This window comes from Coprococcus sp. AF19-8AC (assembly GCF_003603115.1).
Taxonomy (GTDB): domain Bacteria; phylum Bacillota; class Clostridia; order Lachnospirales; family Lachnospiraceae; genus Coprococcus; species Coprococcus aceti.
Window position 1 is genome coordinate 322,233 of sequence record NZ_QTMI01000001.1, and the last position, 16,173, is coordinate 338,405.

15 protein-coding genes are annotated in these 16,173 nt (G+C 47.6%); all 15 read left to right on the top strand.

Annotation, left to right across the window (positions count from 1 at the left end; translation table 11 throughout):
• The first annotated feature begins 24 nt into the window (after positions 1-24).
• The 15 genes from nusB (at position 25) to DWX57_RS01585 (ending at position 16,139) form a co-directional block, all read left to right on the top strand.
• Complete coding sequence (gene nusB / locus DWX57_RS01515) at positions 25-504, top strand: transcription antitermination factor NusB (protein ID WP_117548753.1); 480 nt, start codon at positions 25-27, stop codon at positions 502-504.
• Positions 488-1,768, top strand: coding sequence for an exodeoxyribonuclease VII large subunit (gene xseA, locus DWX57_RS01520; RefSeq protein WP_158564570.1), 1,281 nt, complete (start codon positions 488-490; stop codon positions 1,766-1,768). The genes nusB and xseA overlap by 17 nt, the downstream gene beginning before the upstream one ends.
• Positions 1,769-1,770: 2 nt before the next feature.
• Entirely contained in the window at positions 1,771-2,004 is a 234-nt protein-coding gene (gene xseB, locus DWX57_RS01525) for an exodeoxyribonuclease VII small subunit (protein WP_015533558.1), read from the top strand.
• The gene (locus DWX57_RS01530; RefSeq protein ID WP_015533557.1) at positions 2,001-2,885 is read left to right on the top strand and encodes a polyprenyl synthetase family protein; all 885 of its coding nucleotides are present in this window, start codon (positions 2,001-2,003) and stop codon (positions 2,883-2,885) included. The genes xseB and DWX57_RS01530 overlap by 4 nt, the downstream gene beginning before the upstream one ends.
• 21 nt (positions 2,886-2,906) lie before the next feature.
• Complete coding sequence (dxs, locus tag DWX57_RS01535) at positions 2,907-4,784, top strand: 1-deoxy-D-xylulose-5-phosphate synthase (protein WP_117548756.1); 1,878 nt, start codon at positions 2,907-2,909, stop codon at positions 4,782-4,784.
• A gap of 11 nt (positions 4,785-4,795) precedes the next feature.
• Entirely contained in the window at positions 4,796-5,599 is an 804-nt protein-coding gene (locus DWX57_RS01540; RefSeq protein WP_022216691.1) for a TlyA family RNA methyltransferase, read from the top strand.
• A 10-nt stretch (positions 5,600-5,609) separates the two neighbouring features.
• Entirely contained in the window at positions 5,610-6,464 is an 855-nt protein-coding gene (locus DWX57_RS01545) for an NAD(+)/NADH kinase (RefSeq protein ID WP_117548757.1), read from the top strand.
• 1 nt (position 6,465) lies between these two features.
• Positions 6,466-6,915, top strand: a complete 450-nt coding sequence (locus DWX57_RS01550; RefSeq protein ID WP_117548758.1) for an arginine repressor — start codon at positions 6,466-6,468, stop codon at positions 6,913-6,915.
• 57 nt (positions 6,916-6,972) lie between these two features.
• Positions 6,973-8,658: a DNA repair protein RecN gene (gene recN / locus DWX57_RS01555; RefSeq protein WP_120122915.1), complete on the top strand. Its 1,686-nt coding sequence runs from the start codon at positions 6,973-6,975 to the stop codon at positions 8,656-8,658.
• 105 nt (positions 8,659-8,763) lie between these two features.
• Complete coding sequence (locus tag DWX57_RS01560) at positions 8,764-9,876, top strand: SpoIVB peptidase S55 domain-containing protein (RefSeq protein WP_117874739.1); 1,113 nt, start codon at positions 8,764-8,766, stop codon at positions 9,874-9,876.
• 152 nt (positions 9,877-10,028) lie between these two features.
• Positions 10,029-12,104: a SulP family inorganic anion transporter gene (locus DWX57_RS01565; RefSeq protein ID WP_279230019.1), complete on the top strand. Its 2,076-nt coding sequence runs from the start codon at positions 10,029-10,031 to the stop codon at positions 12,102-12,104.
• A 245-nt stretch (positions 12,105-12,349) separates the two neighbouring features.
• On the top strand, positions 12,350-13,153 hold the full coding sequence (spo0A, locus tag DWX57_RS01570; protein WP_015533551.1) for a sporulation transcription factor Spo0A: 804 nt from the start codon (positions 12,350-12,352) through the stop codon (positions 13,151-13,153).
• A 143-nt stretch (positions 13,154-13,296) separates the two neighbouring features.
• The gene (gene spo0A, locus DWX57_RS01575) at positions 13,297-14,109 is read left to right on the top strand and encodes a sporulation transcription factor Spo0A (protein ID WP_015533550.1); all 813 of its coding nucleotides are present in this window, start codon (positions 13,297-13,299) and stop codon (positions 14,107-14,109) included.
• 160 nt (positions 14,110-14,269) lie between these two features.
• Positions 14,270-15,208 (top strand): M14 family metallopeptidase, encoded by a 939-nt coding sequence (locus DWX57_RS01580; RefSeq protein ID WP_022216686.1) that lies wholly within the window; start codon positions 14,270-14,272, stop codon positions 15,206-15,208.
• Positions 15,201-16,139, top strand: a complete 939-nt coding sequence (locus tag DWX57_RS01585) for a M14 family metallopeptidase (protein WP_015533548.1) — start codon at positions 15,201-15,203, stop codon at positions 16,137-16,139. Before DWX57_RS01580 ends, DWX57_RS01585 begins: the two co-directional genes overlap by 8 nt.
• Positions 16,140-16,173 lie beyond the last annotated feature (34 nt).

Consider the following 16,173-nt stretch of genomic DNA (forward strand, 5'->3'; position numbering starts at 1 on the left):
GCTTTATATAGTGGAGAGGAAGATATGACTAGAAGAGAGATAAGAGACAGGATATTCAAGATAGTATTTACACTGGAGTTCAATGACGCTGAGGGCATGCAGGATCAGCTTGATTTTGCATTTGACCCTGAGATGCCGGGAGATGAGGAGGACGATCCGCTTCTGTACGGAATAGTCAGCGATGAGGACAGAGATTATATAACCACCAAGGTTAAGAATATCATCTCTAAGAAAGCAGAGATAGATGAGATCATTTCACAGATATCAGAAGGCTGGAAGCTTCCTCGTATAGGCAAGGAGGAGCTGGCTATATTAAGGCTTGGTGTCTATGAAGTGAAGTACGATGAGAGCATACCGGAGAAGGTCGCCATCAATGAGGCGGTTGAGCTGGCAAAGAAGTATTGTGATGCATCGGCGAGCAAGTTCGTGAATGCACTTCTTGCAAAGCTTGTATCCGGTGATAAGGACAAGAAGGAGAGTGGCGCAGATGCCACAGCAGAATAACATATATACAGTCAAGGAACTCAATGAGAGGATACAGGAGTTGGTCAGCGGCGAGCCGTGGCTTGGCAGTCTGGGGGTTGAGGGAGAGATCACAGGACTCGGAACAGACAAGAGAGGTCATATGTATTTCAGTCTCAAGGATCCCAGCGGAGTTCTGGCGGCTGTTATGTTTGCGGGAAAACAGGTATATGGACTCAAGTTTGCTCCGAAGAACGGAGACAAGGTTCATGCATTTGGTCATATTGATGTCTTCGTGAGAGACGGAAAGTATCAGCTCTATGTAGACAGGCTGGTGCGTGTGGGTGACGGCGAGGTGAATGCCAAGCTGGAGAGACTCATAGCCAGACTGGACGGCATGGGGCTGTTTTCGCAGGAATACAAGAAGCCTATTCCCGCCTATCCGAGGCGTATTGGTATAGTGACGGCGGGGGCAAAGGCTGCGATAAGCGATATCCGTGCAGTGGCAAAACGGAGGGATCCGTATGCCCAGCTCTATTGTTATCCTGCGACCGTGCAGGGACAGTATGCGGCGGCGGATATATCCAGAGGAATCGAGATACTTGATTCCATGGGGCTCGACCTCATAATCGTTGGAAGAGGCGGAGGCTCCAAGGAGGATCTGTGGGCGTTCAATGAGGAGCAGGTGGCATGGGCCATATTCAATGCGGAGACGCCTATCATATCGGCTACGGGGCATGAGATAGACACCACAGTTGCGGACATGGTTGCGGACAGGAGAGAATCCAATCCGTCCACGGCTGTCATGCATGCGCTTCCGGTGGTGGCAGAGACAGTTGCCGGATTTGACAGGAGACTTGAACAGCTCACCATGCTGATATCCGGCAGGATAGACAGACTTGCGAGGAGTCTGGATGGTTATGACAGGCAGCTCAGACTTTTGAGTCCATCCGGAAGAATGGACAGTCAGAGGCAGCAGCTTGACAGAATAGAGAAGCAGATAAATGGGCTGATGGCGGATAAGATAGAGGATAGATCGGTGCACTGTGACAGGCTTCATGACAGGATGAAGAGCGCGATGGGCAGAAAGTACGACATGACAAGGAATGCCCTGGCGGTCATGACGGAGAGGATACATGGCCTTTCGCCTACAGCTAAGCTCATAAATGGATTTGGATATATTTCATCGGATGGTGAGCCTGTCAGATCTGTGTCAGGGATCACACCTGGGGATGATATAGAGATAACTCTTCATGATGGAAGAATACAGGCGGTCGTGGCTGACGTGACCGGGCAGGAGGAATAGATATGGCAGAAGATACACAGAATATGGATACAGCGGACACTCTTCAGGATGTGTCCATAGAGGAGGCTCTTGCCAGACTTGATGAGATAGCGGCTGCGCTTGAGAATACTGATACGGGGCTCAAGGAGTCCATGGAGCTTTATTCTGAGGGCGTCCAGCTCATAAACAGATGCAGGAATTACCTGTGCGATGTTGAGAAAGAGATGATAACACTTTCGGGTCAGGAGGAAGCATGATAGATAAACTTATAGCGGAGAAGGCGGCAAGGATCAACGATATAGTTGAGAGCTATCTGCCACCTGCAGACGGATTTAACAGGACAGTGTGTGAGGCCATGGCGTACTCGGTAGAGGCGGGTGGAAAGAGGCTTCGTCCCATGCTCATGGAGGAGACATACAGGCTGTTCGGCGGCAAGTCAGAGGTTATAAAGCCGTTCATGGCTGCGATAGAGATGATACATACATATTCACTCATACATGACGATCTTCCGGCTCTGGACAATGACGATTACAGGCGCGGAAGAAAGACATCCCATGTGGTATTTGGCGAGGCGATGGCCATTCTTGCGGGGGATGCGCTGCTCAATTATGCATATGAGACCGCATGTAAGGCATTTGGCATGGGTGAGGATATACATGCTGTGGCGTCTGCGATGTGTGTGCTTGCGCAGAAGCCGGGGATAAACGGCATGATAGGCGGTCAGGTTGTCGATGTGGAGATGACCGGCAAGGAGCTCTCAAAGGAGCAGCTTGAATATGTGTATGAGAACAAGACCGGAGCCCTCATAGAGGCATCCATGATGATAGGCGCGATACTTGCGGGGGCAGACGAGGCTAAGGTTGCGGCGGTACACAAGATAGCATCGGACGTCGGCATGGCATTCCAGATCCAGGACGATATTCTGGATGTCTGTGGAGACAGTGCGCTTCTTGGAAAGCCGACGCTGAGTGATGAGGAGAATGGCAAGGTTACATATGTCACGATACATGGAATTGATGAATCCAGACGTTATGTGACTGAGCTGTCGGAGAGAGCAGTAAGAGAATTGGAAGAGATAGGCGGGGACAATGAGTTTCTGAAGGAATTGGTCATCTGGCTGATAAACAGGGATAAATAGGACTCCTCTCGTGGTGTGCATATGAATATACTGGATAGAATAAATAAACCAAACGATATAAAGGATATAGACAGGGAAGATCTGCCGGAGCTGGCGGATGAGATCAGAGAATTTCTGGTGTCGCATGTGAGCGAGACCGGTGGACATTTGGCTCCGAATCTTGGATGCGTGGAACTTACCATGGCACTTCACAGGGTTTTGGATTTCCCTGAGGATAAGCTTATATGGGATGTGGGACATCAGTCCTATGTCCACAAGATACTGACGGGCAGGAAGAATGAGATGGGCACTCTCAGACAGTTTGGAGGAATGAGCGGTTTCCCGAAGACCAGTGAGAGCCCGTGCGATGCGTTCAATACAGGACACAGCTCAACATCCATTTCCGCTGCGCTTGGAATGGCGTGTGCCAGAAGTATCAAGGGTACAAATGAGAAGATTGCCGCAGTGATCGGAGATGGCTCCTTCACAGGTGGCATGGTATATGAGGCCATGAATAATATGGCGGATATCAAGACCGGCTGCCTTGTTGTGCTGAACGATAACAATATGTCCATCGATCAGAATGTTGGCGGCATGTCCACATATCTCAGCAAGATACGTGTTGGGCAGCAGTACAATGATTTTAAGGGCAATGTGGAGAAGATCCTCATGAAGATCCCTGTGGCTGGAGAACATCTTGCCAGAGGACTGAAGAAGTCAAAGGATTCCATCAAGCAGATATTTGTGCCGGGGATGTTCTTCGAGGAGCTGGGAGTCACATATATAGGACCTATAGACGGACACGATATAGATGTGATGGAGGCCACTTTCCGAAAGGCGCTTAAGCTTAACAGACCGATCCTTGTGCATGTGAAGACAGTGAAGGGCAAGGGGTATACCCATGCCGAGAGACACCCTAGCTATTTCCACGGCGTTGATCCGTTTGATATACAGACTGGAAAGGTTATTAAGGACCGGAAGGCCATGACAAACACAGGAGTGTTTGCCAGAAAGCTGGTGGAGCTTGGCAAGGCTGATCCAAGGATAACGGCCATAACGGCTGCCATGGGCAAGGGAACAGGAGTGTCGGCATTTGCTGCGGAGTTCCCGGACAGAGCTTTTGACGTTGGCATCGCGGAGGAACATGCGGTGACGTTTGCCGCGGGACTTGCTGCGTCGGGACTGGTGCCAGTGGTTGCGATATACTCGTCATTTTTGCAGAGGGCATATGATCAGATCTTACACGATGTGTGCCTGCAGAAGCTGCATGTCATATTTGCCATTGACAGGTCAGGGCTTGTCGGTGCAGATGGCGATACACATCAGGGCATATTTGACACTGCGTTTCTGTCACATATTCCGAACATGACCATCATTGCGCCGAAGAACAGATATGAGCTCACCAGAGCGATGGAGTGGGCTGTTGCTTACGATGGTCCGGTTGCGCTCAAGTATTCCAGAGGAGAGGCTTATTATGGACTTAAGGAATACAATGCGGATATTGAGTATGGCAGGAGCGAGATGATCCACAGGGGACAGAAGCTTGCCATAGTGGCTGTTGGCAACATGGTTCAGGAGGCCGAGAAGGTATATGACAGACTGCTGGCAGAGGGAACAAATGTCACATTTGTCAATGCAAGATTTCTGAAGCCGATAGATACTGATATGATAGATGAACTCAGCAGGGATCATGAACATATAGTGGTTATTGAAGAAGAGATAAAGCATGGCGGATACGGATCTCTGGTCGAGGAGTATGTCATGGACAGACACCTTGATGTGGATGTGACAGTGTGTGCCATTGAGGATACATTTGTACAGCATGGAAGCGTGGATGAGCTCAGGAGGATGCTGAAGCTTGACGCGGATTCGCTGTATGACAGGATAAAACATATAATATCGACAGATTGTACAGAATAAGAGGAAGACAGATGAAGAAGAGACTTGATGTTCTCCTTGTAGAACAGGGACTGGCAGATTCACGAGAGAAGGCGAAAGCCATCATCATGTCAGGAATAGTGTATGTTGACAATAACAAAGAGGATAAGGCCGGCACGACATTTGACGAGACTGCTAAGATAGAGGTCAGGGGCAACACCCTCAAATACGTGAGCCGTGGAGGCCTGAAGCTTGAGAAGGCTATGGATCATTTCGGTGTGGAGCTTGCGGGTAAGGTGTGCATGGATGTAGGTGCTTCCACCGGCGGTTTTACCGACTGTATGCTGCAGAATGGTGCGGTGAAGGTGTATTCCGTTGACGTGGGTCATGGACAGCTTGCATGGAAGCTCAGAAATGACGAGAGAGTTGTCTGTATGGAGAAAACAAATATACGATATGTCACACCTGAGGATATTGACGATAAGATTGAATTTGCTTCGATAGATGTGTCATTTATATCTCTTACAAAGGTGCTTCCAGCGGTAAAGGAGCTGCTTACGGATAGTGGAGAGATCGTGTGCCTTATCAAGCCGCAGTTCGAGGCGGGAAGAGAGAAGGTCGGCAAGAAGGGCGTTGTCAGAGAGCTTTCAACCCATATTGAGGTTGTGGAGATGATAGTCGGTTATGCCAGAAGCATAGGATTCCGCACACTGCACCTCAGCTATTCACCTATAAAAGGACCTGAGGGCAACATAGAATATCTGCTCCACATATCAAAGGACGAGTCGAAGACGGATGAGGAATTCGACATAAAGGCTCTGGTGGAGGAGTCCCACAACGAACTGAACAAGTCATAGAGGATACGATATGAAGAATTTTTATATAGTATATAACCCGGATAAGGATGAGGATAATCGTATAACGTCGGAGCTCACAGCGTATATTGAATCGCAAAATGGTGCGTGTAAAGCCATGGACTGCTACAGCTTCAGTGCATGTGACAAGCAGCAGGTTACGGATGAGCTTGAGAGCTTTGACTGTATACTTGTTCTTGGAGGGGATGGAACACTCCTCAATGTGGCATCCAGTGCCAGCCATGTGGAGATTCCTCTGTTCGGGATAAATCTTGGAACGGTGGGATTCCTCACTGAGGGGGAGATCACCAACTGGCAGACCATCATAGACAGACTGCTTGCGGATGATTATTCCATGCAGGACAGAATGATGATCAGGGGAACAGTCAGAACAGGAGATGGCAAGGAGTGCAGGAAGAGGGCACTCAATGATATAGTTATCAGCAGGGCAGGATTTTCAAGACTTATAGGTCTTGATGTCTATGTAAATGGAAGCTTTCTGAATGCCTATGATGGAGATGGAATCATCATATCGACCCCCACTGGCTCCACGGGCTACAATCTCTCAGCCGGAGGTCCGATCGTGGATCCTATGGCAAGACTGATGATCATCACTCCGGTATGTCCACATTCGCTGACTTCGAAGAGTATTGTGCTTCCTAGTGATGCAAAGGTTTCAATAGAGATCGCCAAGAAGAGGAAGACGCAGGACACCGAGGCGATAGTTTCATTTGACGGTGGAAATGATTTCGAGCTGGCAGCAGGCGATATCCTTGATATATGCGTGTCAAAGAGAACCACGCAGCTCGTAAAGGCGAGTGATGTGAATTTCTACGAGATACTTAGAAACAAGCTTGGGGGAAAGTGATATGAAACAGAAGCGACAGGCGAAGATTTTGTCGATAATCGAACAATATGATATAGAGACTCAGGATGAACTGCTGGAGAAGCTGGCAGAGGCGGGCTTTTCCACGACCCAGGCCACCATATCGAGAGATATAAGAGAGATCAACCTCACCAAGGTTGCCGTGGCGGGTGGCAGGCAGAAGTACACTCTGGGAAAGTCGGCAACACATGAGTCCATAGAGTCGTACAGAAAGGTTCTCGGGGCTGGCATATTATCCATGGTGCCGGCGGAGAATCTGATAGTGATCAAGACAGTGTCGGGCATGGCGATGGCAGTTGCCGCAGCACTTGACAATGTGGAGATAAATGGACTCCTCGGAAGTATAGCCGGGGACGACACCATATTCCTGGCGGTCAGAAGCCGGGAGATGACCGATTCGGTCATGAAGACGATAGATAAGATGCAGAGATGACAGCTCTCTGTAATATGTTATGTGTAATAAAGTCTGTGCGTCAACAGGAGGATACAAATGTTACTTAATGTACATATCAAGAATATTGCACTCATAGACGATGCAAATGTTAATTTTACCGATAATCTCAACATACTTACCGGTGAGACCGGTGCGGGTAAGTCCATAATCATGGGAGCCCTGAAGATTGGTATGGGAGATAAGCTTCCGAAGGATATAGTCAGGGAGCCTGACAAGGAGGGCTTCTGTCAACTGCTTTTCCTGGTGGATGATCCCCAGGTGATTGAGCAGATCAGAGATCTGGGAGTGGAGCCATCGGAGGATGGCGAGATACTCATCACGCGGAGAATAAATAATTCCAGAACCATAAACACTATAAATGATATGGCGGTGACCGCCGCAAAGCTCAGGGAGGTATCTGCGCTTCTCATAGATATGCACACGCAGCACCAGCAGCAGACGCTCCTTAAGAAAGCGGAGCATATGAAGCTTCTGGATAAATATGGCAGAGCATCCATAGATCCCCTGAAGCAGAAGGTTGCAGAGTGTCACAGAGAGTACGTCACACTCAGGCGTGAGATGGACGAGCTCTCGATGGATGAGGCGGAGCGGAGCAGAAAGGTAGAATTCCTCAAGTACCAGATTGCGGAGATCGAGTCAGCAAATATAAAGACTGGTGAGGACGAAGATGTTGAGCATCAGTACAACAGGATGGTCAATTCACGCGATATAGTTGCGGCAGCTTCGGATGTATACAGCGTTACAGGTTATGAATCTTCTTCATCTGCGGGAAATGAGATCGGCAGAGCGCTGGCATCGATGAAGGGTATAAAGGATCTCGACGGAGAGATAGACGGTCTGTATAGTCAGTTGGAAAATATTGACGCGCTGCTGAATGATTTTAACGTTGAATTAAATGATTACATGCAGAGCATGGACTTTGACGATTCTGAGTTTAGAAGTGTTGAGTCCAGGCTTGACGTCATCAATGATATAAAGGGAAAATATGGAAGCACCTTGGAAGAGGTGTTCAAATATCTGGAGGACAGCAGGAAGGAATATGAAAGGCTGTCTGAATATGACGAATATATAGCAGGACTTTCAGACAAAATAAAAAAGACGGAGAAAGCCATGCTCAAGGCAGCAGATGCGCTTACTGCTGAGAGACAGAAGCAGGCTGAGAATCTGTGCAGAGACATCAGAGATGCACTTGCTGATCTGAGTTTCATGGAGGTTCGGTTCGACATGGTATTTGACAGGCTTCCGGAGTGTACGGCAAATGGAATCGATGACTGCTATTTTGTCATTTCGACAAATGTCGGCGAGAAGATGAGACCGTTATATGACGTGGCTTCAGGCGGTGAGCTCTCAAGGATCATGCTGGCGATCAAATCCTGCATGGCGTCCGAGGACAATATCGGCACTCTTGTATTCGATGAGATCGATGTGGGAATAAGCGGCCGTGCAGCTCAGAAGGTTGCTGAAAAAATGGCAGTTATTTCCAGAAGCCATCAGGTTATAAGCATAACCCATCTTCCGCAGATCGCAGCGATGGCAGACAGTCATTATCTCATAGAAAAGTCTGCCGACGAGGGCAAGACAGTGACAAGGATCGTCCGATTAAGCGACGAGGAATCAACAGAGGAGATCGCAAGACTTCTCGGCGGCGTGACCATAACTGAGGCAGTCATGAGCAATGCCCGCGAGATGAAACAAATGGCAGAAAAGACAAAAAAATACTGATATAAAGTTATTCCTAACACAACATACTAAGAGTAACAGCCAAGGCTGTTACTCTTTTTTTATAAGCTATTAGTTGTTTTTACGTATATGTAGGAGGAATAGATTATGAGGCGATATAAGAAAGTGATCATATGGGTGGCTGTGGCGGATCTGTTGCTCCTTGCAGCACTATTTATCTTATGTGTGTTGGTGGACAGACGAGTGGATGTTGGAAGGTCAGAGAAGACAAGCTCAACACTTGATGGGGTAGTGTCAAGGGCGACCACGAAGGATGCGGAGTTTGGAAGTGATATATTTGACCGGCCTGTAGTTCCGTCCGGCGAGGCGATGGGAATCTATATGAAGACGGATGGAGTCTTGGTGGTGGATGTGTGCAGCTTTAAAAATGAAAATGGCGAGTCCTGTTGCCCTGCTGATGGAAAGGTCTGTACAGGGGATTATATTGTGAGTGTAGACGGTATGGAGATATCTAAGAGGTCGGAGCTGCTTGATATTGTTGCTGAAAGCCAGGGTGATAGCTTGTCCGTGAGATATATAAGGGATGGGGAGGAGAAGGTCTGTAGCATCACGCCGGAAAAAAACGAGAATGGCGCTTATCTGCTGGGTGCGTGGGTGAAGGATGATGTGTCGGGAATAGGCACGGTTACATTTGTCGACGGAACAAATTTCATGGCCCTTGGACACAGTGTGTCGGATATAGATACGGGAGTTATGATGCGGTGCAGCACCGGCGGTGTGTACACAACGGATATTACAAATATAAGCAAGTCGTACTCCTCGGAACCGGGCAGACTTCAGGGAAGCATTGCCTATAGAAGATCTTTGGTCGGCATTATTGACGGCAACAGTGCAAGTGGAATATATGGTCATCTGGACACAAGCTATTGCCAGGCAAAATACGGCGATGCGGAGCGTATGTATATAGCCAGAGGTCATGAAGTCCGCAAGGGGCAGGCTTATATAAATTCCAGAATGAGCGGCGAGCTTGAGAAGTATGAGATAGACATAGAGTATGTGGACAGGAATTCATCCGACAAGAATATAGAATTCCACGTGACCGATGATGCTCTCATAGACCTGACGGGCGGAGTGGTACAGGGAATGTCCGGTTCCCCGATCATCCAGGATGGCAAGATAATCGGCGCAGTCACCCACGTATTCGTAGACGATCCAACCAGGGGGTATGGGATTTTTATTGAAAATATGCTGGAGGAGTGAAATTAATCCTGTTTAGTGATAAAATTAAGAACAGAAGTGCCGGACTTTAGCATAAGGCAGACCGGCACACACAAACATCCCAGGAGGGCAAGAAAATCAAGGTTTCAAAAATTTCACTATGTCATACACTAAAGAATTATAAAAAAGAGAATTTGCTTCCTGATCTTTTGACAGGAATTATCATAGCGGCGGTGTCCATACCGATATCGATGGGGTATGCACAGATAGCCGGGCTGCCGGCGGTATATGGATTGTATGGTTCGGTGTTCCCGATCATAATATTTGGATTGCTGTCCACGTCGAGGCAGTTCGTGTTCGGTGTGGATGCCGCGCCTGCGGCGCTGGTCGGAGCTGCACTGGTGACGCTTGGGGTTGCGCCGGGAACGGAGCAGGCGATGCAGGTTGTTCCAGTGATAACATTTTTCACGGCGCTGTGGCTGCTGGTATTCTTCCTGTTCAAGGCGGGCAAGCTTGTAAATTACATATCGACTCCTGTCATGGGCGGATTCATATCAGGAATATGCACCACCATCATACTTATGCAGGTGCCGAAGCTCTATGGAGCCGGAGCGGGAACAGGAGAGCTGTTCGAGCTTGTGGAGCACATAGCAGAGACGATAGGAGATGTAAATGTGCCGTCAATAATCATGGGACTTACGGCTCTTACGGTACTGCTTGTTTCAAGAAGATTCATACCAAAGTTTCCGATGGCGATATGCGTCATGGCAGCGGGAGCGTTGCTGTCCTGCGTGATAGATATGGATGAATACGGAATAGTATGTCTGTCGGAGGTGAGCAGAGGACTTCCACAGATCGTTGTACCACAGATGGATGTGAGGATGCTTCCAAATATCATGACGGTCAGTCTGTCGGTAGCAGTGGTAATCATGGCGGAGACGCTCTTGGCTGAGAACAATTTCGCCCAGAAGAACAGATATAAGATAGACGATAATCAGGAGCTTCTGGCATTTGGAATGGCAAATCTTGCAGCGGCATTCACAGGATGCTGTCCAATAAACGGTTCCGTGTCCAGAACCACAATGAGTGAGCAGTATGGAGGCAGAACACAGCTCACTGGAATATTTGCAGGAGTAGTGATGATCGTGATCCTCGTGTGTGGAACGGGATTTATAGGTTATCTGCCTGTTCCGGTGCTCACGGCAATCGTCATCTCCGCACTCTACAGTGCTCTGGAATTTGATCTGGCGGCAAAGCTGTGGAAAGTGAGTAAGGTGGAATTCTACATATTCTGCGGAGCTTTCCTAGGTGTGCTGGTACTTGGAACGATAAATGGAGTTCTTATAGGAATCATACTCTCATTTGCCGCAGTCATAAGGAAGGCTGCGGACCCTCCGAGAAGCTTCCTTGGACTGGTACCTGGACATGAGGAATTCCTTGCGCTCGAGAGGTTCAAGCATGCATACCCGATACAGAATATAGTTATTTACAGATTCAGCAGTAATCTGTTCTTTGCAAATATAGCCATATTCCAGAAGGATATCATGGATGCGGTACAGGATGACACAAAGGCTGTAATAGTGGATGCGTCCGCCATGGGAAGCGTGGATGTGACGGCTGCCAATACCCTCAGGATCATGTATGATACGCTGAAAGAGAAGGGTGTGAAGCTATACATCACGGAGCATATAGGCCAGCTCAACGTCCAGCTCAGAAAGCTTGGACTTGGCGACATGATAGAGGCAGGATGCGTGAGACAGACCATGGAGAGAGCACTGTCAGACTGCGGCCTTGAGAGTCCATATCCATTGGTTGGTGTACATAACAGCTATCATGACATCAGGAGAAAGAGAGCGGAGCACATGGCTCAGGAGCTTGTGTGGGCATTTGGCGATGATGCGGAAGATGTCATAGAGAAGCACATCCGTGAATCCATAGGCAGTATGAAGAACGGAACCGGGGTTGAACAGCTCATGACCGGTTTCTGGAAGCAGATGGATATACAGGATGAGGAAGAATGGCTTGAGCATATGGAGGCCCACATAGAGGAGATCGTGAGGGCCACAGGCGAGGATGAGGACTCTGTTGCAGAGCGTATCGAGCGCAGGCGGAGCCAGCTTCTTCACAGGCTTGAGAGCGAGCATCCTGAATTTGTCGACAGATATAAGGCGAGAAGAAAACGAATGGATGAGCACCTGAAGGAGCACAATCCGGTGGCCTATGATGCGATCATAAGACTCAGAGAAAAAGAACATACAAAAGAGAAGTGATCATGCGCGGCATATCGACCCGAAAAGGGAAGATATGCCGCATTTTTTCATTAAATGTGCGTATGTGGTCTGCTGGTGTCAGTCGCAGTAGAAAAAATGTTTTCCGGAAGCTGATGCTGTCGTAACTTGCGAAGTTCTATATATTCCCAAGAAAACTACATTTATATATAATGTTCGTAGTGGAATAACAGGAATAAAAAAGTAAATATTGTTATTCCGTCACTATACTTGGGAAGGAGTATAACATGAGTCATGTTAAAGTTATGATGGTAAAACATGACAAAAGAGAAATTGAACAGCTAAAGCACGTATTTGAGGATATGCCTGATTATGAGTACATTGGATGTTGTGAGAAGGGTGACGAAGCTGTTAAGAAAATTGCAGAAGATAAGCCAGACATAGTGATCGCGGACGAGGTTATACCCGGTACGGATATCACGGATATGGTCGAGGGCGTATCTGGAAATAAGAACCTGAGAAATGTCAAATTTGTGCTCTGTTCATCGAAGCAGCATAGAAATTATCTGGACTTTGTATTTTCGACGATAGGTGACAAGGCAGTGGTGAGACTGCTTGAACAGCCATACGATGAGAAAAAGGTCAGAGGTGTGCTTGATGATGCATGTAAAGGACGCGGAAGCAATACAACCCAGCTTCTGAAGATGGATGAAAATGAGCAGAAGACGGATGAGCTGGAGGCGGTGGTGACCAGGATAATCCACGAGATAGGAGTCCCGGCGCACATCAAAGGCTACCAGTATCTCCGAAGCGCGATAGTCATAGCTGTGGGGGATATGGATATTTTGAATTCTATAACAAAGCAGCTTTATCCGACAATCGCCCAGATGTACGGCACAACTGCATCAAGGGTGGAGAGAGCCATAAGACATGCCATAGAGGTGGCCTGGAGCAGAGGAAAGATAGAGACTATCAACGAACTGTTTGGTTACACCATAAGTGCGGGCAAAGGAAAGCCTACGAACTCAGAATTTGTCGCTCTCATTGCCGACAAGATAAGACTGGAAGCGAAGATGAGAAATGCAGGGTAATTTGTAGTAAAATGTTGTCATAATATGTGATATTAAAAATGATATTAAAAGCACTTGACAAATTACATCATATTTAATATTATTATAGAGTAGTTGGGATAAGCGCTTAATCCTGTAAATTTATACATAACAAGGGAGATACTATGGGAAACAAAGGGATCGAAATTGTAATTGCTGATGGCGACAGCACACAGATAGCAAAACAGATCGCCACATATGCATCAAAGGACGAGATGAGAGTAGTTGATATGGTCAGCACCGGGGATGAAGCGGTGGAATCAATAAAGCTCTACAAGCCGGATATAGTGATACTGGACATTTGCCTTTCGGGAATGGATGGCCTGGGAGTGATGGAGCATATGAGTGAACTGCCTGAATATCAGAATACGATATTTGTGGTACTCACATCGGTGTCATCACAGAGACTTATAAGATGTGCATTTGAGATGGGTGCGACATATTATATCCTGAAGCCGTACAATCCGGTGCAGCTTGTGACAAGGCTCAGACAGATGTATATGAAGAAGAAGGAGCTTGAGTCAGGGCTGAACGACAAGCTTACATGTCTCACAGAGAAGAGTATGGCACACAAGATAGAGAATACTATAGAGAGCGATGTGACGGATATCATCAGGGATATAGGTATTCCTGCAAATATAAAGGGCTACCAGTACATCCGTGAGGGCATCATCATGGCGGTCAACGATGTGAACATGCTGAACTACATAACAAAGCTTCTCTATCCGACGATAGCGAAGAAATATAAGACCACATCCTCCAGCGTAGAGAGAGCCATAAGACATGCCATAGAGGTGGCGTGGAACAGAGGTCAGATAGACACCATCAACGATTTGTTTGGATATACAGTGAATGCGGGAAAAGGCAAACCGACAAATTCCGAGTTTATCGCACTCATAGCGGACAAGCTCAGAATAGAGTATAAGAAAAGGGCATAACAGGCTCACAGAGTAGGCAACATACCTTGAAGAACTGACAGTTATCATGTATAATAACTTAGGTACAAGAAGCAGGATACGGCAAGTACCCTGCTTTTCTTTATGTACCGGGATAATTTGCAAAATTACTAACGAATAAATAATACAAGGTGGACAAAATATGATAGAAACTGTAGTATCAGCTAACATGCTGATCGGGGAAGTCATGAGGGTGAAGAAGAACCATCTGGCTCCGGATTTCCCAACCGGAAATGAAAAGAGGCTGTGTATTGTGTCCGGTATACATGGGGATGAGGTCGCCGGTCAGTACATATGCTATGAACTTATCAGAAGGATCAAGAAGGATTTTGACAAGCTTACTGGAATCGTGGATGTATATCCATTTATCAATCCGATGGGACTTGAGGCGCAGTACAGGGATGTGCCGGTATTTGACATTGATATGAACACTCTGTTCCCGGGTTCCAAGGACGGAACTGTGGGAGAGTACACAGCGGCAAAGGTCATGAAGGACATAGAGGGGGCGGACATTTGTGTTGATGTCCATTCCAGCAGTGTGTACATCAAGGAGATCCCACAGGTCAGGGTTAATTCTGACGTGGCATCGGATCTTGCTCCGTATGTTGCGTGCATGAATGTGGATGTTGTATGGATACATCCGTCGTCTACGGTCATGGAGGGAAGTCTTGCACATGCCCTCAACGAGATCGGAGTCAAGAGTATGGTAGTGGAGTCCGGAGTTGCCCTCAAGATAGATTACGATTACTCGAACCAGATAGTGGACGGACTGTTCTCTCTTATGAAGAAGATGGGAATATGGCAAGGCGAAGTCGAGACTGCACATAAGCCTAAATTTGCAAAAGACAAGGATGTTGTATTTGTAAATGCTGAGAGCAGCGGAATCTTCCTTCCTGTGGCAAAGCACTCAGAATATATACAGCAGGGAGAGATCATAGGAAGAATTGTAAATGTGCTCACGGGCTCGGTGGAGGAGACCATCAGGTCGCCGAGAAGCGGCATTGTGTTCTCACTGAGAGAATATCCGGTTATAGAAGAGGGGTCACTTGTGGCCAGAATTTTCGGAGGTGGCCATGAATAAAGAGATCATATATTCCATGAATACAGCCTACAGAGGAGAGTACGAGATACAGGGATTTTCCTATGGCAGCGGAGACAAGGCTGCATGCATAGTTGGTGCTATGAGAGGAAATGAATTTCAGCAGCTCTACATAAGCTCACTTCTGGCAAAGAAGCTTGGGGAGCTGGAGGCGAGGGGCGCCATAGTGTCGGGCAAGAAGATACTTCTGATACCATCAATCAATTACAGCTCGTTCAATGTGGGCAAGAAATACTGGATAACAGACAATTCAGATATAAACAGATCATTCCCAGGCAATCCTGAAGGTCAGGCGACAAGCCGTATTGCAGCGGCGGTGATGGAGAAGGTCACCGGCTACGCATACGGAATACAGTTTGCGAGCTTCTATATGGATGGTGAGTTTATCCCGCACGTCAGGATGATAGAGACAGGCAAGCAGAGCAACAGCCTTGCCAGCCAGTTCGGTATGCCGTATGTATTGACAGCGGAGCCTAGATCATATGATAAGGCAACGCTCAACTACAACTGGCAGATGCGCGGCACGGAGGCTTTCTCGGTATATTCGGGAGTTACCGACACCATCAATGGTGAGAGTGCCAATCAGGCGGTGTCCTCAGTGCTCAGATTCCTGACACGTATGGGCGTTATAAGATACAACTGCCATGCGGGATACATTTCCACCATCATGGACGAGGAGGATCTGCTCAGCATAAGGTCCGAGCATGCCGCCGGCTTCTTCAAGAAGCTTGTCCAGCCGGGAGACGAGGTTGTACGAGGCGACATAATTGCAAATATCATCAATCCGATGACGGGCGAGAATACGACGGACATATACGCACCGACGGACGGAATCATATTCTACTGTCAGAATTCACCTATGATATACCAGAATTCGGTGATATTTAAGATGATACGAAGACTGCATAACTAGCATGGAAAGTTATGACATATTTGGTGAAAATGCA